21 protein-coding genes are annotated in these 22,119 nt (G+C 64.9%); 4 read left to right on the top strand and 17 right to left on the bottom strand.

Going from position 1 to position 22,119, the window contains the following annotated elements; genetic code table 11:
• Positions 1-20: 20 nt before the first annotated feature.
• The 5 genes from JQ617_RS19770 to JQ617_RS19790 form a co-directional block, all read right to left on the bottom strand.
• Complete coding sequence (locus JQ617_RS19770; protein ID WP_212027756.1) at positions 21-677, bottom strand: TadE/TadG family type IV pilus assembly protein; 657 nt, start codon at positions 675-677, stop codon at positions 21-23.
• Between the two features lie 11 nt (positions 678-688).
• Positions 689-1,246, bottom strand: coding sequence for a TadE/TadG family type IV pilus assembly protein (locus JQ617_RS19775; protein ID WP_212027757.1), 558 nt, complete (start codon positions 1,244-1,246; stop codon positions 689-691).
• A gap of 9 nt (positions 1,247-1,255) precedes the next feature.
• The gene (locus JQ617_RS19780) at positions 1,256-2,683 is read right to left on the bottom strand and encodes a TadE/TadG family type IV pilus assembly protein (protein ID WP_212027758.1); all 1,428 of its coding nucleotides are present in this window, start codon (positions 2,681-2,683) and stop codon (positions 1,256-1,258) included.
• Between the two features lie 316 nt (positions 2,684-2,999).
• Positions 3,000-4,559 carry an acyl-CoA carboxylase subunit beta gene (locus JQ617_RS19785; protein ID WP_212027759.1) on the bottom strand — a complete coding sequence of 520 codons (1,560 nt, stop codon included), beginning with the start codon at positions 4,557-4,559 and terminating at the stop codon, positions 3,000-3,002.
• On the bottom strand, positions 4,489-5,463 hold the full coding sequence (locus tag JQ617_RS19790; protein WP_212027760.1) for an IclR family transcriptional regulator: 975 nt from the start codon (positions 5,461-5,463) through the stop codon (positions 4,489-4,491). The genes JQ617_RS19785 and JQ617_RS19790 overlap by 71 nt, the downstream gene beginning before the upstream one ends.
• A gap of 94 nt (positions 5,464-5,557) precedes the next feature.
• Here JQ617_RS19790 and JQ617_RS19795 point away from each other — a divergent pair, with 94 nt between their 5' ends.
• From JQ617_RS19795 to glsA, 4 genes are all read left to right on the top strand, one after another.
• On the top strand, positions 5,558-5,779 hold the full coding sequence (locus tag JQ617_RS19795; protein WP_063684430.1) for a biotin/lipoyl-containing protein: 222 nt from the start codon (positions 5,558-5,560) through the stop codon (positions 5,777-5,779).
• Positions 5,780-6,064: 285 nt separating this feature from the next.
• Entirely contained in the window at positions 6,065-7,231 is a 1,167-nt protein-coding gene (locus JQ617_RS19800) for a TAXI family TRAP transporter solute-binding subunit (RefSeq protein ID WP_212027761.1), read from the top strand.
• 37 nt (positions 7,232-7,268) lie between these two features.
• Complete coding sequence (locus tag JQ617_RS19805; protein WP_212027893.1) at positions 7,269-9,344, top strand: TRAP transporter permease; 2,076 nt, start codon at positions 7,269-7,271, stop codon at positions 9,342-9,344.
• A 21-nt stretch (positions 9,345-9,365) separates the two neighbouring features.
• Complete coding sequence (gene glsA, locus JQ617_RS19810) at positions 9,366-11,219, top strand: glutaminase A (RefSeq protein WP_212027762.1); 1,854 nt, start codon at positions 9,366-9,368, stop codon at positions 11,217-11,219.
• A 158-nt stretch (positions 11,220-11,377) separates the two neighbouring features.
• On the opposite strand, the gene JQ617_RS19815 is transcribed toward glsA, so the two are convergent.
• From JQ617_RS19815 to JQ617_RS19870, 12 genes are all read right to left on the bottom strand, one after another.
• The gene (locus JQ617_RS19815) at positions 11,378-11,680 is read right to left on the bottom strand and encodes a nucleoside triphosphate pyrophosphohydrolase family protein (RefSeq protein WP_063684438.1); all 303 of its coding nucleotides are present in this window, start codon (positions 11,678-11,680) and stop codon (positions 11,378-11,380) included.
• 125 nt (positions 11,681-11,805) lie between these two features.
• A complete protein-coding gene (locus JQ617_RS19820; protein ID WP_212027763.1) occupies positions 11,806-12,333 on the bottom strand; it encodes a carboxymuconolactone decarboxylase family protein in 528 nt (175 codons plus the stop codon).
• A gap of 608 nt (positions 12,334-12,941) precedes the next feature.
• On the bottom strand, positions 12,942-13,301 hold the full coding sequence (locus JQ617_RS19825) for a Zn-ribbon domain-containing OB-fold protein (RefSeq protein ID WP_212027764.1): 360 nt from the start codon (positions 13,299-13,301) through the stop codon (positions 12,942-12,944).
• Positions 13,298-14,434 (bottom strand): thiolase family protein, encoded by a 1,137-nt coding sequence (locus JQ617_RS19830; protein ID WP_212027765.1) that lies wholly within the window; start codon positions 14,432-14,434, stop codon positions 13,298-13,300. The genes JQ617_RS19825 and JQ617_RS19830 overlap by 4 nt, the downstream gene beginning before the upstream one ends.
• A 141-nt stretch (positions 14,435-14,575) precedes the next feature.
• The gene (locus JQ617_RS19835) at positions 14,576-15,775 is read right to left on the bottom strand and encodes a CaiB/BaiF CoA transferase family protein (protein ID WP_212027766.1); all 1,200 of its coding nucleotides are present in this window, start codon (positions 15,773-15,775) and stop codon (positions 14,576-14,578) included.
• A gap of 121 nt (positions 15,776-15,896) precedes the next feature.
• Positions 15,897-16,103, bottom strand: coding sequence for a hypothetical protein (locus JQ617_RS19840; protein ID WP_063684453.1), 207 nt, complete (start codon positions 16,101-16,103; stop codon positions 15,897-15,899).
• Between the two features lie 197 nt (positions 16,104-16,300).
• Positions 16,301-17,470, bottom strand: a complete 1,170-nt coding sequence (locus JQ617_RS19845) for an acetyl-CoA acetyltransferase (protein ID WP_212027767.1) — start codon at positions 17,468-17,470, stop codon at positions 16,301-16,303.
• A 60-nt stretch (positions 17,471-17,530) separates the two neighbouring features.
• Complete coding sequence (gene eda, locus JQ617_RS19850; RefSeq protein ID WP_212027768.1) at positions 17,531-18,181, bottom strand: bifunctional 4-hydroxy-2-oxoglutarate aldolase/2-dehydro-3-deoxy-phosphogluconate aldolase; 651 nt, start codon at positions 18,179-18,181, stop codon at positions 17,531-17,533.
• A gap of 26 nt (positions 18,182-18,207) precedes the next feature.
• Positions 18,208-19,185, bottom strand: a complete 978-nt coding sequence (locus JQ617_RS19855) for a sugar kinase (RefSeq protein ID WP_212027769.1) — start codon at positions 19,183-19,185, stop codon at positions 18,208-18,210.
• A 29-nt stretch (positions 19,186-19,214) separates the two neighbouring features.
• A complete protein-coding gene (denD, locus tag JQ617_RS19860) occupies positions 19,215-20,201 on the bottom strand; it encodes a D-erythronate dehydrogenase (protein WP_212027770.1) in 987 nt (328 codons plus the stop codon).
• Positions 20,202-20,276: 75 nt separating this feature from the next.
• A complete protein-coding gene (locus JQ617_RS19865; RefSeq protein ID WP_212027771.1) occupies positions 20,277-21,200 on the bottom strand; it encodes a carbohydrate ABC transporter permease in 924 nt (307 codons plus the stop codon).
• On the bottom strand, positions 21,193-22,110 hold the full coding sequence (locus JQ617_RS19870) for a carbohydrate ABC transporter permease (RefSeq protein ID WP_186467341.1): 918 nt from the start codon (positions 22,108-22,110) through the stop codon (positions 21,193-21,195). The genes JQ617_RS19865 and JQ617_RS19870 overlap by 8 nt, the downstream gene beginning before the upstream one ends.
• Positions 22,111-22,119 lie beyond the last annotated feature (9 nt).

The following is a 22,119-nucleotide window of genomic DNA, read 5'->3' on the forward strand; positions in this document are numbered from 1 at the left end:
GATTGTTTCCGGATCCTGCCCTAGCAGGTCTTCTGCTGCAGATGCTGCGTGCAGGTGCACGTCGTCGTCGCCGGATACTTCACGTCGTAATACGGAAAGCTGGACGTGGCCGGACTGTTGGTCGAGCAGCGCGGGAAGAGATAGTAGCTGTCGCTCAGCTTCACGGTGCCGCTGATGGTGTAGCCGAGGTTCGGCGTGTAGTCGTAGGACACCTCGCTCAGGATCAGCGAGATGTTGGCGTTGGTGGGGTTCTTCGCGTCGGCGGTGAAGGACGACAGCGTCATCTGCTGCCCCTTGGTCCTCGCTGCCGACGAGTTGGTCGACGTGCTCCACTGGACCGTCGCGTTGCCGTTGCCGTCGGTGGAGACTTCCGAGACCGTGATCGTGATCAGCGAGTTGCTGCCGTTCTTGACGGGGTACGGCGCCATGATGGAGCTCGCCGCCGCGAGAATGCCGGTCATCTGCGCGGCAGTGACCTGCGTGTTCTGCGAGACCATGTCGGCGACGCTGTGCGCGGTCGCCGTGACCTTGACGTTCATCGCCATCCCGTTGCCGAGCTCGACGCCGCCGATGTAGAGCACCAGCATGAACGGAGACACGATGGCGAACTCAGTCGCTGCAACGCCGCGAGCGTCGGTCCACAGGTGCCGCAGGCGAGACGACAGGCCGGCAATCATCACTCGCTCCTTTAAGAGGATGGCTCGTTCTGGAACGCGGCGGATGCCATGATCAGCCGGTTGCCATTCGAAAGATTGGACAGGTTGAAACCGAGCGGCCCGAGGACGACAGGCCAGACATACATCACCCTGAGGATGACGATATCGCCCGCATCTCCCGGACTGAATTGCCAGGTGTTGGTGACGTTGCCCGAGCCGTCGAACGTCAGGGTGGGCACCGCCGTGTTCGCCGTCGACCAGGACGTCGCCACCTGCAGGTCGACCATCATGCCGCTGCAGTTGAAGAAGATCGTGATCTGATCGCAGACCTTCTGCTTGAACGCGGCCTGGTTCATCTGCGCCGACTGCACCTGGCCGGTCATGACCAGCCGCGCCGATTGACGCACGACGGATTCGAGCAGCTCCTGGGCGAAGAACACCAGGAAGGTCTGGATCAGCGCGATGATGAGGGCGAGGAACGGCGCCGCGACCAGCGCGAACTCGACGGCCGTGGCGCCCTTGCTGTCCCGGGCGAAAGCGGCGAAGCGGCTGCGGCGTCTCTTCGTCGTTGCGGCGTGCTGTGCGGTCATGACGGCTCCTTACTGCACGAGGCTGGCCGTGCTGGACGCAACCTTGATGAAGAGGTTGGTCAGCGCCGCGGAGATGTCGCCACCCGTCTGCACGCTCGCGTACAGGCCGGGCGACGCGCAGGATTGCAGCCGTGTTGCGATCGTGCCGGTCGACGAGGACGGATTGTTGAATTGCGCGATGCGGGTGTTGTACCAGTTGTCGGTCGGCAGCTGCAGATACTCGGTGTAGAGGACCGCGATGCGGATACCGCGGTTCTTGATCGTCGTGCAGATCGTCGTGTCGAGCGCCTGCTGGCAGCGCACGGTCGAGGTGCTGCCCGTCGGCAGCGGATAGGTGGCGGCCGAGTCGCAGGTGCCGGGCTTCGGCATCAGCTTGTCCTCGACGCCGTCGGTGACGAGGAAGACCACCTCCTGCGGCGTGTCGCCCGCCTGGTTGGTACCTGTGCCCGGTGCCGGCATCACGGTGTTGACGCCCGTCAACCCGCCCGAGATATCCGTGCCGTAGTCGGTCGAGTAGACGCAGTTGCCCTTGCTGTCGGTCAAGATGCAGTTCTGGTGGTCGACCGTCATCAGCTGGATGTTGGAGATCTTCGTACCGGCGGTGGTCGGAGTGGTCAGCGTCTGGATCGTGTTCAGGCCGTAGTCGAACGTGTAGATCGCGGCCTTGTAGGTGGTGTTGTTGAGCGCGGCCATGCACTGCATGACGCCGCCCGTCACACCCGACTGCGGGCACGTCCAGGGTCCGACCATCAATTGCGTGACGGCATTCTGCACGAGGTCGATGCGCAGCGTGATGTTGTTCGCGCGCGCGATCGTAAGGTTGTCCTTGGTCGTGGACGTCGCGCCGCTGTCCTTCGACGGGTTGGTCTCGTGACAGGCGAACGCGCAGTTCTTCGAACCCCCAGGCTGGTTCTTCGTCGCGTTGATCATGTTGTTGATGTCGGTCTGCGTCGCCGCGATCGCCATCGACGGCGAGTCGTCCAGCAGCAGGTAGAAATTCATGTTCGGCGCGCTCGACGCCTTCGCCGTCGCGGAGCCGCCGATCTTCCAGGTCTGCTGGCCGAGAACGCCGGGGAAATTGTTGACGGACAACGCGGTGTAGGAAACCGTGATGCTGCGCGCGAGGCCGGTATCGGTGACGGTGACCGTTGGCGTCGGCGTTGCCGACAGGCCCGGAAGGTTGGCCTTGGCGGCGAACACGGCTTCTGCGGTCGCCTTGACCACGGCGGTGTCGGTCTGCGTCAGCATGGCCGGACGGACGGCCGCGATCGCGGCGGCGTCGGCGGCGGCGTTCAGCTGCTCGCGCTGGCGCATCGCCAGCGTATAGTCGAGCGCCATGCCGAGCAGAAAAATGGTGGGGACCATCACCAGCGCGAAGATGATCGCGACGTTGGCCTTCCGGTCTCTCGCGAAACGAAGCACTGCGCGGCGGAGCATGGCCCTATCCTGATTGCCGTCGTTGCGGCAGACACACTTTCCCTGAACTCGTGTGATCGGAGCGGGTTTGCGGGATTTTCGGCCCATTCCGCGCCTCGTCACGGGCGGAATATGAGGAGGGGCTTCTTAATCAACGCTTACGGGCAACCCATAAACATGGACCGCAACAAATTGAGACGTGTCTTATTGAGGAGGCATCATTAACGCGAAATAAACGGGTTCCCGGAGATTGCAGCGATGGGTGCTGCACTCCCGGGAAAACCCGGAAAAGGTCCGGGAGCGTGGGTGAAATCGGGAACGGCCGCGAGCGCCGCCCTTACGGCCGGATCGTCATGTTTTCCGGCGGACCGGCCTTTCGCAGGGGCTCCGCCAGACGCGCGAACTCGCACAGCAGCGAGCGCGTCTTGCGGGGATCGATGATCTCCTCGACCCAGAACTTCTCGGCCGAGCGGAACGGCGAGCGCAGCTTGTTGAGGCGGTCCTGGATCTCCTCCAGCTTCGCCGCCTTGTCCTCGGCCGCATCGATGTCGGCACGGTAGGCAGCTTCGATACCGCCTTCCAACGGCAGCGAGCCCCAATAGGCCGACGGCCAAGCGTAGCGGATCGAGAAGCGGTCGGCCGGCTGATGCACGACGCCGGCGACGCCGAAGGCGTTACGCAGGATCACGGTGCACCAGGGCACGGTGGTCTGGTTGACCGCGGCCATGGCGCGGACGCCGTGGCGGATGGTGGCGGCCTTCTCGGCATCGAGGCCGATCATGAAGCCGGGGCAGTCCATGAGATAGACGACCGGCAGATGGAAGGTCTCGGCGAAGTCGACCCAGCGCACCACCTTCTGGCAGGCATCCGCCGTCCAGGAGCCGCCATAGTGGAAGCTGTCGCTGGCGAGCACCATCACCGCCCGGCCCTCGAGCCGCGCGAGACCGACAATGATCGGCTTGCCGAAATTCTTTGCGACCTCGAAGAACGAGCCCTTGTCGACGACGGACTCGATGATGGGCCGCATCTTGTAGACTTGCTTGCGATTGCGCGGCACCGCGTTCATCAGCGCTTCGTCGCTGCGCTCGGGATTGTCGGTGCACGGCAGGGTCGCCGGCAGCTCGTAGACCGACGACGGCAAATACGACAGAAAGCGGCGGGCGCAGGCGAAGGCTTCTTCTTCCGTGTCGACGGCATGATCGACCGCGCCGGCGCGGGTCTGGATGTCGGCGCCGCCGAGCTCCTCCTTCGACAGGTCCTGCCCCAGCGCCTTCACCACCGGCGGGCCCGCGACGAACATCGCGGACTTCCGCGTCATGATGGAATAGTGGCTGGCGGCAAGGCGCGCGGCGCCTAACCCTGCGACCGAGCCGAGGCCGAGCGCGACCACCGGGACGCGCGACAGATTCTCCGTCGTGAAGCGATACCAGCGCGTGCCGCCGATGCCGCCCGGCAAATTCGCCGCGCCCTTGGTCTCGATGGTCTTGACCGAGCCGCCGCCGCCGGAGCCCTCGATGATGCGGACGATGGGCAGGCGGAAGTCGTGCGCCATCTCCTCCGCCATCAGCGGCTTGGCCGAGATCGACGCGTCGGCCGAGCCGCCGCGCACGGTAAAATCGTCACCGACCACGACGACGGTGCGGCCGTCGACGCGGGCGCGGCCGAACACGCAGTTCGCGGGCGTCAGTTTCTTCAGATCGCCGCTGGTATCGTACTCACCGATGCCGGAGACGGCACCGATCTCGTGGAAGCTGCCTTTGTCGATCAGTCTGTCGATGCGCTCCCGAACAGTCAGCCGGCCCTGGTCATGCTGTCGCTTGACCTTGTCAACGCCGCCCATCTCCCGCGCGAAGGCTTCGCGCCGGGCGAGCTCGTCGAGTTCCGGCTTCCAGTTCATTCACTCCCTCCGAATTGATCGGCTTGTTATTGTTGTGCACGGCCATTGCGACCGGCTTGCGCGAGATGCGGTTGTTGAAGACGTCGCCTTCCGCGCCCTCCATCAGGCTGCCGAGCGAGCGGCCGAGCGTGAGCATTAGCGGCGCGACCTCGTCATGCAGGCGCTGCTCGTCATACATCGCCGAGAGCAGGCCGATCGTGATGACGACGAAGGTCTGGTACTGCGGCGACCAGATCGGCACGGCGAGGCCGTTGATGTGCGGGCTCCACAGGCCGCAGGCCACGACATAGCCGCGCTCGCGCAGCGACTGCCGGTTGGCCTCGATGCGGGGCTTGAGGATCTTCGCAGCTTCGGGCGCCTCGCGCTCCATCTCCGCGATGAAGGCATCGCCGAATTCCGGCGCCAGTGCCGCGGTGTAGGCCGCGCCCGCCGCAGTCGACGCCATCGAGATGCGGCTGCCGGTGCCCTCGTGCAGGCCGAGTGCAGAGGCCGAGCGCGCGAACTGGAGATAGACCAGATGGAAGCGGTCCGGCACGACGAAGCCGACGGTGCCGGGCAATTGCTCGGCGACTTCCTGCAGCCGCTGGCGGATCATGCTGCGCAGCTGCGCGCCCTTCATCATCGAGGCGCTCATCGCCACCGCGCTCGGGCCGATGCGATACTTCTGGTCACGCGGCAGATAAACGAGCTGCCCCATGCGCGTCAGCGTGTGCGTGAGCCGCGACACCGTCGAACGCGGCAGGCCGCAGCGGTTCGAGATCTCGAGATTGCCGAGCCTGCTGTCGTGGCCCTCGAAGCATCGCAACACGTCGAACGCGCGCGACACCACCTGGATGACATCGCCCTCGCCGGCTTCGCCAGCGAGCGCACCTTGCCTACTCAACCGCTCCGAACGTCGTCCCATGATCCCTACCGTTTGTTCCGCTCTGCGGAATTAAATTCCACTTGCAGACGACGCTACCTCAGGCATTTTGCGACGACAACAAAAAGGCGATGGCATGCCAGAAATAAAGATCGTCACCGAAGTCGCGGGGCGCATCTGCGCAACTCCCGTGCAAGTTGGAGGAACCGTCGCGGATGGTGACGACGTTGTGGTCGTCGAAGCGATGAAGATGGAGATACCCGTGCCCTCGCCCGCGAACGGCACAATCACATCGCTGCTCGTCAAGCTCGACGACGTCGTTGCCGAGGGACAGGCGATCGCGATCGTTGCGAACTGAACATGCATAGGTCGCAGCCTTGGTTGCGCAATCTTTGCGTGGCCATGCTTCGAGACGACCGCTTCCGCGGGCTCCTCAGGACGAGGACTGTTCTTGCGGCATGTCTCCAACCATGGACCACGCGTTCGGTCGCCAGGACACGCGACAATCTGTCTGGCTCATTGCCGCGTTCGCGGTACGGCGTTGCCATGGCTTGATGGCGATGACATGATCTGATTCAACAAAACCTGTTTCAAACAAAGAATGAAAATCCTCGCGGCAAAGCGAGGATCATGGGAGGGAAACATGCTTCGTGGGCTGCTCGTGCTCGCGCCTGCCTTGGTGGCGGGCATTTCTTTTGCGTCTACACGCTATGCACTCGCCGAAGACGTCAAGCTGCCGGCGACGTTGACCTTCACCGCCTATGACACCGGCACCGCCGGCTTCAACATCGCCGTCGGCGTCGGCAAGATGATGAAGGACAAGTTCGGCACCGACGTGCGCGTGCTGCCCGCAGGCAACGACGTCGCCCGCCTCGCGCCGCTGCGCGCCAAGCGCGCGGTCTCCTCGGCGATGGGATCGGGCACCTATTTCGCGCAGGAAGGCGTGTTCGAGTTCGGCTCCAGGGAATGGGGCCCGCAGCCGCTCCAGATCCTGCTCTCGACGGTCGATTGCAATTGCGGTTCGCTTGGCGTCGCAGCCGACACCGGAGTGAAAGACCTGAAGGACCTGAAAGGCAAGCGCGTCGGCTTCGTGGTCGGCTCGCCCGCGCTGAACCAGAACTCGCTCGCGGTGCTCGCCTTCGCCGGCCTGACGCAGAAGGACGTCAAGGCCGTCGAGTTCGCCAGCTACGGCGCGATGTGGAAGGGCCTCGTCAACAACGACGTCGATGCCGCCTTCGGCACCACCATCACCGGGCCCGCCAAGGAAGCCGAGACCTCGCCGCGCGGGCTGATCTGGCCGCCGCTGCCCGCAAAGGACAAGGAGGGCTGGGCGCGGATGCAGAAGGTCGGCTCGTTCTTCTTCCCGCAAACTGCGACCTGCGGCGCCGGCATCTCGCCCGAGAAGCCGGTCGAGCTCGGCAACTACCCCTACCCGATCTTCGTCGCCTACGCCGCGCAGCCAGCCGACCAGATCTATGCGATCACCAAAGCGATGATCGTGAACTACGACGCCTACAAGGATTCCGCGCCCGGCGCCGGCGGCCTTGCCGCCGACCGCCAGACCAAGAACTGGGTGGTGCCGGTGCATCCGGGCTCCGTGAAGGCGCTGAAGGAAGCCGGCCAATGGTCCGATGCGCAGGAGACGCACAACAACAATCTGATCAAGCGGCAGGAGGTGCTCGCGGCAGCGTGGACGGACTACGGCAAGTCCAATCCGCCCTCGGATGACAAGGCCTTCCTCGACGGCTGGATGAAGGCGCGCGCTGCTGCGCTCGCCAAGGCCGGCATGCCGAACGGGTTCGAGGACTAGTCCAACAATTGCTGCCAGCCCACGCGCGGGGTCGATGATGTCGTCTGTTTCCACCTCCACCGACTCCCGGAACGAGCCCAAGCGGGTCGTGTTCGACGACCCGCACGGCGCGGCCGGCAACATGCAGGAGGCGGAGGTCACGCGCGTCCGCACCCTGCGCGGCGCCTGGCGCTGGACGCTGATCGCGGCAACCGCAGCGACGATCCTGCTGTGCATCAACCAGCAATTCTCGCTGCGCTTCTTCATCGGCTACACCCAGCTCAACACGGAGTATTTCTATCTCCTGATCGCGTTGATGCTGCCGTTCACCTTCCTGATCTTCCCCGGGACCGAACGCGCGCCGCTCGATCGCATCCCCTGGTACGACCTGTTGTTCTTCGTCGTGACGTTTGCCGCGGCACTGCTGTTGATGTCGAACGTGCGCAAGGCGGCGGAGGCCGGCTGGGAGTTCGGCGGCGCGCCGAACACCGTGATCGCGGCGGGCCTCGTGATGTGGGCCATGCTGATGGAGGCGCTGCGACGTACCGGCGGCTGGAGCCTGCTGCTGAGCGTGCTGCCCTTCACCGTCTATCCGCTGTTTGCGGAATCCAGCTGGCTCGGTCCGTTCCGCGGCACGCAGTCGACCATCGAGCAGGCCACCGCCTATCACGTGCTTTCCGGCGAGAGCCTGCTCGGCATCCCCATCCAGGCCTTCGCCGACACCGTGATCGGCTTCCTCGTGTTCGGCACCGCGCTGATGATGACCGGAGCCGGAAAATTCTTCATCAACCTCGCCTTCGCGCTGTGCGGCACGTTCCGCGGCGGCGCGGCCAAGGTCTGCATCTTTGCCAGCGGCCTGCTCGGCATGATGTCGGGGTCGATCATCTCGAACGTGCTGACCGCGGGCACCATGACCATCCCCGTGATGAAGAAGAGCGGCTTTCGCGCCTCCTATGCCGGCGCGATCGAGGCCTGTGCCTCCACCGGCGCAGTGCTGGCGCCGCCGGTGATGGGCGCGACCGCCTTCGTGATCGCCCAGTTCCTCAATGTCAGCTATGCCGACGTCGCGGTCGCCGCGATCATTCCGGCCGCGCTCTACTACATCGGCCTGTTCATGCAGGTCGACGCCTACGCGGCACGCCATGGCCTCAAGGGCATTCCGCGCGCCGAGCTGCCGCGGATCATGGATACGATCAAGGACGGCTGGTACTACGTCTTCGTCATCGCGCTGCTGATCGTGATGCTGCTCTACTTCAAGCGCGAGAGCCATGCGCCGTTCTATGCCACCGCGCTGCTGCTGGTGCTCAACCAGTTCTTCTCCAAGGACACGCGCTGGACGCTCGGCACGATCGGCAAGTTCCTCGAGGTCAACGGCCGCACCTTCGTCGAGCTGGTCGGCATCCTCGCCGGCTGCGGTCTCCTTATCGGCGCGTTCTCGATGACCGGCGTGGTGTCGAGCCTTGCCAACGACCTCCTGCACATCGCTGGCGACAATCCGTTCCTGCTGCTCGGGATGTGCGCCCTCACCAGCCTCATCCTCGGCCTCGGTCTGACGACGACGGCCTGCTACATCTTCCTTGCCATCCTGGTTGCGCCTGCGCTGGAGAAGCTCGGGCTGAACAAGATGGCCGTGCACATGTTCATCTTCTACTGGGGCATGCTGTCCTCGATCACCCCGCCGGTCGCGATCGCTTCCTTCGCGGCGGCCGGCATCGCCGGCTCGCCGGCGATGAAGACCGGCTGGGAATCGATGTGGGTCGGAAGCATCATCTATTTCATCCCGTTCTTCTTCGTGCTCAATCCGGCGCTGGTGCTGCAGGGGCCGAGCCCCTATCTGGCGGGCCTCGGCCTGATGGGCCTCGCCGCGTTCGGCACGCTGTTCATCTGCGGCGGCATCCAGGGCTATCAGCCCTTCGTCGGCGATCTGCGCGGCACCGGCGCGCTGGAATGGCCGATCCGCATTCTGCTGGTGATCGGCGGTTTCGTGGTCGCCACGCCCGGCGGCGGCATCATGCCGTTGTCACAGCTGCAAGTGACGCTGCTGGGGCTCGCCATCCTCGTGCCCACGGTCTTGATCGCCCTGCTGCTGGTGCGGCGACAGGCCATCGTTCCTGACGGGTTGCGCGCGCCCTGATTGCGATGCACAACAGGGGCGATGAAACCGCTCTCGCTCTCGCCCGCTGCCACGGCCTGGACCCGCTCGAAGCCGCCTTTGCTGCGGTTTCTGGACAATTGCCTCAATGAATTCTCTGCCGAAACTTCGGGCAGCGTCGCGGACTACATCCCCGAGCTGAGCAAGGCCGATCCTGCCTATTTCGGCATCAGCCTCGCAACCCTCGACGGCCACGTCTACGAGGTCGGCGACTCCCGCGTGCCCTTCACCATCCAGTCGATGTCGAAGCCGTTCGTGTTCGCGCTGGCGCTGGACCTTCTGGGCGCCGGCAAGGTGGAGAGCGCGATCGGCGTCGAACCTTCGGGCGATCCCTTCAACTCGATCCGGCTCAATTCCGAGAACCATCCGTTCAACCCGATGGTCAATGCCGGCGCGATCGCTTGCACCGGGCTGATCTATGACAGCAAGGGCGCGGACGCCTTCGAGCAGATCCGGCTCGCGCTCAGCCGCTTTGCCGGCCGCGACCTCGCCGTGGACGAGGCCGTCTACACCTCGGAGAGCCAGACCGGCGACCGCAACCGCGCCATCGGCTATCTGCTCAAGACCAATGCGGTGATCTCCGACAATGTCGCGGGCGTCCTCGACGTCTATTTCCGGCAATGCGCGGTGCTGGTCACCGCGCGCGACATCGCGGTGATGGCGGCAACGCTGGCCAATCGCGGCGTCAATCCGGTGACGGGCGAGCAGGTGCTGACGCCTTACGCGATCTCGCGCACGCTGTCGGTGATGACGTCGTCGGGCATGTACGACTATGCCGGCGAATGGATCTACCGGATCGGCATTCCCGCCAAGAGCGGCGTCGGCGGCGGCATCCTCGCAGCGCTCCCTGCCCGGCTCGGGCTCGGCAGCTATTCGCCGAAGCTCGACAAGCACGGCAACAGCGTGCGCGGCATCAAGGTCTGCGAGGCGCTGTCCTCGCACTACGACCTGCACATGCTCAACCGCAGCGACGATGCCCGCAACGCCGTCATCGCCGACTACGACATCGGCAAGAGCCCGTCCCGCCGCGTGCGCCGGCCGCAGGAGCGCGAGATCCTCGCCGGGCGTGAGCAGGAGGTGCGGGTCATCGAGCTGGTCGGCACGCTCTCTTTGTCGGCGGTCGACTACGTCTCGCGGCGCCTTGCCGGGCGGCCACGGCCCCAAATCGTGATCTTCGATCTTCACCGCGTCACGTCTACCACCCGCGCCGGGGCGCGGCTGGTGGCCGAAGCGTTCGCGGAGCTCGCCGCGCTGAACGTCACCGTGGTGATCTCAGGCGTCAGGCGTGCCTCGAAGGAATGGGATACGTTGCGGGAATGGACCGCGGAGCTGAAGAACGTCCGCGACTTCTATCTGCTCGACACCGCGATCGAATGGGCCGAAGACCAGATCGTCTACCGCTATGGGGGATCGATCGATTTCCACGAGACCACGGAGCTTGCCGAGCAGCCGCTGCTATCGGGCATGAGCGAGGAAGAACTGACGGACCTCGCCTCGATCTGCACGATCAGGACCTTTCCCTCCGGCGCAAAGATCATCACGACCGGCGATCCCGCCGATGCCCTGTTCTTCCTGCGCAGCGGCGCGGTGCACGTCACCCTGCCCGACGGCGTCAGGCTGGCGACGCTCACCGCCGGCATGGCGTTCGGCGAGATGGCGTTGCTGGAGCCGACCCGCACGGCCGACGTGTTCGCGGACATGGCGGCGACCGCGTTCGAGGTGCCGCTGAGGGATTTCGAGCGCTTCCGCAAGCAGCACCCGCGCGCCAGCGAGCGCGTCATGCGCAATCTGGCGCAACTATTGGCGGACCGCCTGATCGTCGCCAATGCGAAGGTGGATATTTTGACGTCGATGTGAGCGCGCGCCGCCGCGGTTCACTCAAGAAAGGTCGTCATGCCCGGGCTTGTCCCGGGCATCCACGTTCTCTGTGCTGCGTGAAAAGGCGTGGATGGCCGGGACAAGCCCGGCCATGACGCTGTGGAGACAATCGGTGGCCCCGAACGCACGCCTTTGCCTCAGCGGCTCGCCGCCTCGCCCAACCGCCGCTTGATCTTCTTCGCGCTGGCGTCCAGCAACTCGGACGGCTTCTGGCCGGTCGCCGCGCACAGGCAGGCCCAGTAGTAGATAACGTCGCCGAGCTCGTCGACGAGACCCGCCTGGTCGAGCCAGTTGTCGCGCAGCAGCTTCTTGATGTGGTCGGCGACCTCGCCGGATTCACCGGCAAGGCCGAGCCCGAGATAGGACAGCCGTTCGTTGGACGGATGCTCGTCGACCTTGGCAATGCTCGCGGCCCAGACCGCATATTCATCGATCGTCATCGGCGTCCCTCGCCGCTAAAGCATGATCCGGAAAAGTGCGCAGCGGTTTTCCGGAAAGATCATGCGCAAACACTACCTAAAGCGCGATGACGATTCATCCCGTCTCACCGCGCTTTTGTGCCGGATCAACCCACCACTTCGGTGACGGGCTGCAGATCGATCTCGAATGTCTCCAGGAACTTTGACGTCATGATGTAGAAACCGACCGAGAGCTGCAATTCCACCAGCGCGGCCGGCGTCAGCTTCGACGCGATCGCCTTGAAGGTCGCATCCGTCGGCTTGTTCAATTTCACGATCTCGTCGGTGAAGGCGAGCGCGGCGCGCTGGACCTCGTTGAAGCAGCTCGCGCCTTGCCAGTTCTCGAGCGCCTCGTTCTGCTCGTCGGTGACGCCGACATTCTTGCCGATGCGCTTGTGCGCAACGATCTCGTACGGCGCCTGGCACAGAATGCCGGTGCGCGTGATCGCGAGCTCGCGCACGACAGGATCGAGCTCGCCCTTGTGACGAATGGCGCCGCCGAGGCGGCAGTACTGCTCGAAATAGCTCGGCGAGTGCGCCATCATCCGGAAGATGTTGGCGTGGCGGTTCTTGTCGAGAATTTCGCGGGTGCGGTCGGAAGCCTTGGACGGGTCGCTGTACTGAATGCGGGCCATGATTTTCCTGAAGTTTTCCCTGAGCCTTTGATGCTTTTTGTCGTTACCGGCGAGAGTTCCCTGAAACTGTAATTGCGCGCGGACGCGGGAGCAACATCATCGAGTCAAAATGCCGCCGCATTGCTGATCGACCTTGGCACAGTCGATATTCGCCGCGTGGGGACAAATCGCGGCGGATACTCGCAAGGGGTGTTCCGAGTAAAAATAATTGGCCGTTGTGTGCGCTCACCGCGCCACGATGAGTCACGCCCAAGTCTAGGGAGAAAAAGGCATGAAGGAAGCCACCAAGGGGGCGGCCTCGGGAGCGCTCGCGCATATGCTGGCGGTGACGGCGATGCTCGTCATCGCCAGCATCTTGTTCTACGGGCGTTGAGTTGGAGTTTTAGAGTTTTCGTCATTCCGGGGTGGCTCTCGCACAGGCCAGACCCAGAATACCCGTTCCAGGTTCGGTCTCAGGACCGCCCCCGAATGACGAATCCCTCCCCTCGCATTTGGCGGCCGTAGCTGCCGTAGCCCGGATGAAGCGAAGCGCAATCCGGGAAAGTCTATCCCGGGTGGGAACCCCGGATTTCGCTGCGCTCCATCCGGGCTACAGCATCTAACTCCCGCTATTTCTCCCTGGCGAAAAACGGCACCAGCTTGCCGGCGAACGGCTTGAAGCTCGCGACAACCGAATCGCCGATGGCAAGACCGTTGTCGCCGTGCGCCATCATGCGAAAGCCCTCGGCGCAATCGACCAGCAAAATATTGTAGGGCACGTGCGCGCGCGTCTCGGGCGTGGCGGCCCGGCAGACCAGCGAGGTCGCGTAGACCCTGCCCTTGCCGCTGGCGCGTGCCTCGCGCAGATCGGACGCGCCGCAGGCCGCGCAGAAGGCGCGGTGGAAATACTGCACGTGACCGCATGCGCTACAGGTCTGGAAGGTGATGGCCTGTTCGCCCTTGGTCCAATCAGCCAGACGCTCGCTCATGCGACCTGCTCCAGGAACATGCTGACATGGGACGACAGCACGCCGCCGTCGCCGTGCAGCAGCGCGATCGAGGCATCGCGCACCTGCCGGTTCGCCGCCCGTCCCGTCATCTGCAAATGCGTCTCGACGAGGTGCGCCATGGCGCCGCCGACGCCGCAATGGCCGTAGCTGAGCAGGCCGCCATGGGTGTTGAGCGGCATCGCCCCGTCCCGGCCGAAATGACCCGATCGCACGCGAGCTGCCGCCTCGCCGCGGCCGGCAAGCCCGAGGTCTTCCAGCAGCATCGCGAGTGTGATCGTGAAACTGTCGTAGATCGCGGCGTAGCGCACGTCGGAGATCGCAAGGCCCGTGGCCTCCTTGGCGCGCGCGATGGCAATCTCGGCGCCGAGCTCGCTGAGCGCGGGCGCGGCGGTGACATGCTGATGCGTATGGGCCTGGGCGCAGCCACGAATGCGCACGCCCGCCTTGCCGGTCCGCTCGTGGCTGACAACGAACGCCGCGCCGCCATCGGAGACCGGACAGCAATCGAGCAGCTTTAGGGGCATCGCCACCGGCTTCGAGGCCATGACGTCGGCAACCCCAATGGGATCGTGGAATTGCGCGCCGGGATGAGTGCAGGCGTGGGCGCGCATCAGCACGGCGAATTCGGCGAGGTCCGCTTCGGTCACGCCGTATTCGTGCATATACCTGTTGGCAACGAGGCCGTAATAGGCGGGAATGGTCGGCCCGAGCGGCACCTCGTAGTCGGGATGACCGACCTGCGCCAGCGCCTGGATCGAGGCATCGCGGCTCTGCCCGGTGAGGCGGTTCTCGCCGGCGACGACGAGGACGTTGCGGCAGATGCTCGCCTCCACGAGGTGATGGGCCAGCATGGTCATTGCGAGGCCCGTTGCGCCGCCAACCTGCACGGCGTGGGCGTAGGACGGGCGGATGCCAAAGTGCTCGGCGAAGACGGTGGCGAGCATGATGTGCGGCGAGACGGTGGAGTAGCCGCAGAGAATGCCGTCGATGTCGGCGCGCTTCAGGCCTGCGTCGTCGAGGGCGAGCTGTGCGGCCTTGCTCATCAGGTCGAGCGATGACGAGCCTTCGTGCTTGCCGAATGAGGTGAGACCGACGCCGGTGATGAAGCTCATCGGGCTCTCCTGTCATTGCGGGGTGGTCCGAAGGACCGAACTCTGGTGCGCACTTGCGCACCGGAGAATCTCGAGATTCCGGGTTCTCGCTTCGCGAGCCCCGGAATGACGGATGAGAGAGCTGCGGTCATTTCGATCCCCCTACTCCGGCGCCGAGCGCGTGACGCCGTCGCGGACCATGGCGGCGATCTCGTCGGCCGAGTATCCGATCTCGCGCAGAATCTCCGCGCCGTGCTCGTTGAGGCGCGGCGCCAGCCGCACCGGGTCGGCTTCGGTCTCCGACCAGGTCGCGGTCACCTTCATGCTGCGGATCGGGCCTTCGGTCGGATGCTCGACGACCGGGAAGAAGCCGGTCGCCTCCAGATGCTCGTCGTGCAGGATCGAGGCGAGATCGTGCATCGGCATCACGGGTACGTCGGCCTTGGTGAGCAGGTCGATCCACTCGGCCGTGGTGCGCGTCTCGAAGATGCGGGCGAGCTCGGCATAGACGACGTCGATGTTGGCGGCGCGCCCCGCGAAGGTTGCGAACTTGGCGTCGGCGCGCAGGTCGTCGCGGCCAGTTGCCTTGAAGAAGTTTTCCCACTGCTTGTCGTTGTAGACGATGACGCTGAGATAGCCGTCCGAGGTCTTGTAGGGCCGGCGGTCGCGCGAGAGGTGGCGGGCGTAGCCGCCCTTGTCGAGCGGCGGCTCGTAAGTCAGCCCGCCCATGTGGTCGCCCATGACGAAGCCGGCCATGGTCTCGAACATCGGGATGTCGACACGCTGGCCGCGGCCGGTACGGTCGCGGTGCACGAGGCTGGCGCAGATCGCGCCGACCGCGGTGAGGCCGACGATGCGGTCGACCAGCGCGTTCGGCACATAGCGCGGCACGCCATCGCCGGTCTGTGCCATCAGCGCAGGCAACGCGGTGGCGCCCTGGATCAGGTCATCGTAGGCGGGCTTTGCCGCATAGGGTCCGTCCTGGCCGAAGCCGAACACGCCGGCATAGACGAGGCGCGGGTTGATCGCAGAGACGACGTCATAGCCGAGCTGAAGCCGCGCCATCGCCTGCGGACGGACATTGTAGACGAGAACGTCGGCGTCCTTCAGAAGGCGCAGCACGGCTTCGCGCCCAGCAGGCTTCTTCAGGTCGAGGCAGATCGAGCGCTTGCTGCGGTTGGTGTTGAGGAACACCGGGCCCATGCCGGGATGACGCGTCGGGCCGATCAGGCGGGTGACGTCGCCATCAAGCGATTCCACCTTGATGACGTCGGCACCATAGTCGCCGAGCATCTGGGTCGCATAGGGACCCATCAGCACGGTGGTCATGTCGACGACCTTGATGCCCTTCAGCGGCCCCATTCGTTTGCTCCCGATGGCGCGGGCTCTGGAAGCGGCCCGGCGATTTCGGTCCAGCTAACGGCAGGGTCGCCGCGCGCGCAAGGGCGGCCGGCGTATGGCCGCATGCGCCGCATAGCGGCCGCTATTTCTTCTGGCGGGATTCGCGGATCTTGATGAGGCGGTCGAGCTCGTCGTTCTGCTGATTGATGCGATCGGCGATCCGCGACTCGTTCTGCTCGCCGGATGCGGCGGCAGCCTGCTCGATCAGCTGGCGGATATTGTCCTCGAGGATCGCAATGCGATCGTTGAGTACGTCGAGGGAAAGGGATTCTTCGTAGGCATTGCTCATGATGCATTTCTCGCAAATCAATCAGGAGCCGTAGGGTGGGCAAAGGAAAGCGCGCCCACCATGATCTAACGCAAAGAACGTAGGGTGGATTAGCCGAAGGCGTAGTCCACCAACGCTGCCTCCGCGGAGGCCGAAATGATGGGTTACGCCAGCGCCTGCGCTTTGCGCAGGCGCCAGCCAACCCACCCTACAAAGGCTTACTTCAACGGCTCCAGCACGGAGACGTAGTTGGCGACGGCCGCGCCGCCCATGTTGAAGATGCCGCCGAGTTTTGCATTCTTGAGCTGCATGCCCTCGGGCGCTTGCCCGGCGAGCTGCATCGCGGTCATCACGTGCATGGAGACGCCGGTGGCGCCGATCGGATGGCCCTTGGCCTTGAGGCCGCCGGACGGATTGACCGGCAGCTTGCCGTCCTTGAGCGTCCAGCCCTCCTTGATGGCGCGGGCGCCCTGCCCCTTCGGCGTCAGGCCCATGGCTTCGTACTCGATCAGCTCGGCGACGGTGAAGCAGTCATGGGTCTCGACGAAGGAGAGATCGCTCAGCGTGATCCCGGCCTGCTCCAGCGCGCGCTGCCAGGCGACCGTGCAGCCTTCGAACGCGAGGATGTCGCGCTTGGACATCGGCAGGAAATCCTGGGCGTGCGCGGTGGCGCGGAAGCCGATCGACTTGGCCATGCCCTTGGCGGTCTCGGCATCGGCCAAAACCAGCGCGGCGGCGCCGTCGGAGACCAGCGAGCAATCGGTGCGCTTCAGGGGGCCGGCGACATAGGGGTTCTTCTCGCTCTCGGCGCGGCAGAAGTCGAAGCCAAAGTCCTTGCGCATCTGGGCGAAGGGATTGGCGACGCCGTTCTTGTGGTTCTTGGCCGCGATCAGCGCCAGCGCATCGGACTGGTCACCGTATTTCTGGAAGTAGGAGCTGGCGATCTTGCCGAACACGCCGGCAAAGCCGCCGACCGTGTCGCCGTCCTCGGGCAGATAGGAGGCCTTGAGCAGGTTCTTGCCGATCTCCGGACCGGGCGTGCGCGTCATCTGCTCGACGCCGACGACGAGCACGACCTTGGCGGCGCCTGCGGCGATCGCACGCAGGCCCTGATGCACCGCGGCAGAGCCGGTGGCGCAGGCGTTCTCGACGCGGGTCGCCGGCTTGAAGCGCAGCTTCGGGTCAGCCTGGAGCACCAGCGAGGCGGTAAAATCCTGCGCCGAGAAGCCGGCATTGAAATGGCCGAGCACGATCTCGTCGACATCGGAGGCCGAAATGCCGGCATCAGCCATCGCCTCGTTGGCGACGCGGGTGACGAGGCTTTCGACGGTTTCGGTGTCGAATTTGCCGAACGGCGTATGCGCCCATCCGACGATGCTGGCGGTCATGGTCTCTTCTCCCTGGGGGTCTCTTCCTGACCTAAGTCTTAGCCCAGCGATGGCAAGACTTCACGCGGGTTTAAGGGCCTTGAGGGTGCGCTGGCAGATGGCAGTTATGCCGGCCCAGTTCCCGGCCCTGATCTCCGCCGTCGGGCACAGCCAGGAACCGCCGACCGCGACCACGTTGGGTTCGGCCAGCCAGGTCGCCGCATTGGCCTCGCCGACCCCGCCGGTCGGGCAGAACCGCACGTTCGGGAACGGCCCGCCGAGCGAGCGCAGGCCCTTGATGCCGCCGGCCTGCTCGGCCGGGAAGAACTTTGCGACGTCGAAGCCGTGCGACAGCGCCAACATCAGCTCGGACGCCGTGGCAATGCCCGGCGCGAACGGCAGGGAGCTGTGGGCGGCGGCCTTGAGCAGATCCGGGGTCAGGCCCGGGCTGATGCCGAAGGCGACGCCGAGCTTCTCGACGCGGGTGAAGTCGGCCGGATTGAGGATCGTGCCGATGCCGACGACCGCATCGGGGACCTCGGCCATGATCGCCCGCGCCGCCTCGATCGCAACGGGGGTGCGCAGGGTCACCTCCAGCGTGCGGACACCGCCGGCCACCAGCGCATGCGCCAGCGGCACGGCATCCTGGATACGCTCGATGGTGAGGACGGGAATGACGGTCGCAGCCTTGAACAATGCGACGAGGTGGTTCTGTTGGGCGGCGGTGGGCATGGGGGCTCGATTTCGCTTGGTCGCGGTTACTTGGTGGCCTGGCGGGAGGCCGCCGGCCGATGCCGTTTCTTCGGCGGCATGGCATAGCCCGGAATGATGGCGCCGGGATAGCAAATCACGAGGCTGGCGAGGCGATGGCCGGCCTGGGCCGCCTCGACCGGCTCCGCCCCGGCCAGCCGCGCCGCGATATAGGCCGCGGCAAAACTGTCGCCGGCGGCGGTGGTGTCGACCACGGGCTTGGTCATGGGCTCGGCACGGACCTCGCTGGTCCCGCCCGGGAAACGCAACAGGCTGACGGGCTCGGCGAGGCGGAACACCAGCTCCGGGGTCGGGATGCGCGCCATCAGCTGCTCCTGGCTCTCGCCCGGATAGAGCGCGAGCAGGTCCTCGGTCGAGGTCAGCACGATGTCGGCGGCCGCAAAGGCTGCGGCAAACACCTCGCGCGCGACATCGCGGTCCGGCCATCCCCGTGCGCGAAAGTTGGTGTCGAACACGAAGCGGGTGCCGAGCAGGCGCGCGCGCTTGATCGCCGCGAACAGGCGCTCGCGCCCGGCCGCATCGTAGATCGAGAGCGTGATCGCGGAGAGATAGACGATGTCGTAGCTCATCAGCGAGTTGAGCAGCTCGTCGGTCTCCGGCAGGCTCATGAGCTGGCGCGCGGCCGCGCTGTCGCGCCAGTGGAAGAACTGGCGCTCGCCCTTCGCGTCGGTCTGGATCATGTAGAGGCCGGGCAGCTTGCCCGGCAGCCGGACGACACGCCGGGTGCCGACGCTTTCCGCGTTCCAGGCCGCGATCATCTCATCGCTCAGCGCATCGTCGCCGAGCGCGGTGAGATAATCGACCTTCACTTCCAGCCGGGCGAGATACACGGCCGTGTTCAGGGTGTCGCCGCCGAAGCCGCGCGAGTACAGGCCACCGCTCTGCCCGGCCTGCCCAGAGGAATGTCCCCCTTGGGCCTGCCGGAGCTCGACCATGCATTCGCCGATGCAAGCAACGCTCGCCATCGTCATATCCACGCTGTTCATCGGTTGGATCAGGCGACGAAGTTGCCGCCGAGCTCGTCTTCGATGTGAATGCGGATGATATCGTCGAAATTCTTCTCGGCGGTGGTGAATCCGAGCTCGAGCGACCGCTTGGCGTTGAAATTGCGCGGCCAGCCGCCGACAATGCCGACGATGAAGGGATCGGGCTCGTGCTTGATTCGGGCGGCGACCTTGTCGCCCGCCACGCGCTTCAGCGCGGCGATCTGTTCGCCGACCGTGGCCGACAGGCCCGGCATGGTCAGGTTGCGGCGCGGACCGACCGTGGCGAGGTCCATCGTGCCGGCGTGCAGCAGGAAGCCGACGGCGGAGCGCGGCGTGGCGTGCCAGTGGCGCACGTCCTCGGAGACCGGAAGCACCGCTTCCTTGCCCGCCAGCGGCTCACGCAGGATGTTGGAGAAGAAGCCGGATGCCGCCTTGTTGGGCAGGCCGGGCCGGATGCAGATGGTCGGCAGGCGGATGCCGATGCCGTCGAGGAAGCCGCGGCGCGAATAGTCGGCCAGCAGCAATTCGCCGATCGCCTTCTGGGCGCCGTAGCTCAGCAGCGGGGTGTGGAAGAACTCATCGCCGATCGCATCCGGGAACGGGGCGCCGAACACCGCGATCGACGACGTGAACACAACGCGCGGCTTATAGCCGCCGCCGGTGAGGCGGATGGCGTCGAGCAGCATCCGCGTGCCGTCGAGATTGATGCGATAGCCCTTGTCGAAGTCGAGCTCAGCCTCGCCCGAGACGATGGCGGCGAGGTGGAAGATCACGTCGGGGCGGCCGGCGATCAGCTTCTCGGCTGCACCCGGGACGGCGAAATCGCCCGAGACTGTCTCGACGGGGAAGCCGGCCTTCTCCGGCTTCTTCGGCTCGACCACGTCGTGCATGGTCAATTTCGTGATGTCGCTCTTGCCGAGCCGGCCGTCGCGCAGCAGCCGTTCACAGAGTTTGCGGCCGACCATGCCGGCGGCGCCGAGAACCAGAATGTGCAAGAGCCTACTCCTTCTTATTGGCCGGAACGCGCCGCTCTTGAATCGTTGTGGCGCGTTCTCAGACGGACGGCGCGGTCATTCCTTCACGGCGCCGGTCATCGCCGAGACATAATGCTCCACGAAGAAGGCGTAAAGGATGACGAGCGGCAGCGAGCCGGCCAGGGCTCCCGCCATCAGCGAACCCCAGCGGTAGATGTCGCCGTCCACGAACTCGTTGACGATCGCCACCGGCACCGTCTTGTTGCTGGTCGATTGCAGGAACGTCAACGCGTAGATGAACTCGTTCCAGCACAGGGTGAAGCAGAAGATAAAGGCCGAGATCAGGCCGGGGATCGCCAGCGGCAGCACGATCTTGATCAGGATCTGCCAGCGGCTCGCCCCGTCGATCAGCGCGCATTCCTCGAGCTCGAACGGGATGGTCTTGAAATAGCCCATCAACAGCCAGGTCGAGAACGGGATCAGGATGGTCGGATAGGTCAGGATCAGCGCCAGCGGCGAATCGAACAAGCCGTACTGGAACACGACGGTTGCCAGCGGAATGAACAGGATCGACGGCGGCACCAGATAGGCGAGGAAGATCAGCCCGCCGACGAGATTGGCGCCTTTGTAGCGCAGGCGCACGATGGCATAGGCGGCCAGCACGCTCGCAATGATCGACAGCACCGTCGCGCAGACGGCGACGTACATCGTGTTCCAGAGCCAGTGCGGGTAGTAGCTCTCGAACAGCAGCTTGTGGAAGTGCTTGAAGGTGGGATTCCAGGTCCAGAACGGATTGTACCTGTCGAGGTCGAGCAGTTGCTCGTCGGGTTTCACCGACGTCAGCGCCATCCAGTAGAACGGGAACAACAGGACGATGACGATGATCGCGAGCGGCAGATAGAGCGTCACCATCCGGCGCGGCACCGACTGCAGATAGCTCATGCCCTCGCTGTTATCGACGCGCGCCGGCGTCGACAGCACGTTCTTCAGATCGACTTTCGAGGCAGGAAGATCAGTCATTGCTTTCTCCCTGTTGCCATTTGCGACGCTGCAGGCCGAACCAGGAGACCATGATCGCGGCGAGCAGGAACGGAATCATGGCGCTCGAGATCGCGGCCCCCTCGCCGAGCTGCCCGGCGATGATCGCGCGCTGGTAGGACAGCGTCGCCATCAAATGGGTGGCGTTGACCGGGCCACCGCGGGTCATTGCCCAGATCAGCTGGAAGTCGGTGAAGGTGAACAGCACCGAGAAGGTCATCACGACGGCGATGATCGGCGTCAGCAGCGGATAGGTGATGTAGCGGAAATTCTGCCAGCGCGTGGCGCCGTCGAGCGTGGCGGCTTCATAGAGCGACGGCGACACCGTCTGCAGGCCTGCGAGCAGCGTGATCGCCACGAACGGCACGCCGCGCCAGATATTGGCGAAGATCACGCAGATGCGCGCCCAGGTCGTATCACCGAGGAAGTTGATGTTCTGGCTGATCAGGCCGAGATGCTTCAGCGACCAGGAGATGATGGAGAATTGCGAGTCGAAGATCCACCAGAACGCCAGCGCCGAGAGCACCGTCGGAACGATGAAGGGAATCAGCACCATCGCGCGCAGCATCGCCTTGAACGGCATGTTCTCGTTCAGCAGCAGCGCGAGATAGAGCCCGATCGCGAATTTGAGGGCGCTGGCGACGAAGGTGTAGAGCAGCGTGTTGAACACCGACAGCCAGAAGATGGAGTCGTCCCACAGCCACTCATAGTTCTCGGTGGCGATGAAGTGCCCGACCCTGCCGATGCGGGTGTCCGTGAAGGACAGCCAGATGCCGAGCCCGAGCGGATAGGCCAGGAAGAAGATCAGGAACGCCATGGCCGGCACCATGAACCAAAAGCCGAGCCAGTTGCGATTGTGTTTGAGCTGGGTCCAGGCGCTGTCCTCGCTCATCTGAGGCTT

The sequence above is a fragment of the Bradyrhizobium sp. KB893862 SZCCT0404 genome (assembly GCF_018130885.1).
Taxonomy (GTDB): Bacteria; Pseudomonadota; Alphaproteobacteria; order Rhizobiales; family Xanthobacteraceae; genus Bradyrhizobium; species Bradyrhizobium stylosanthis.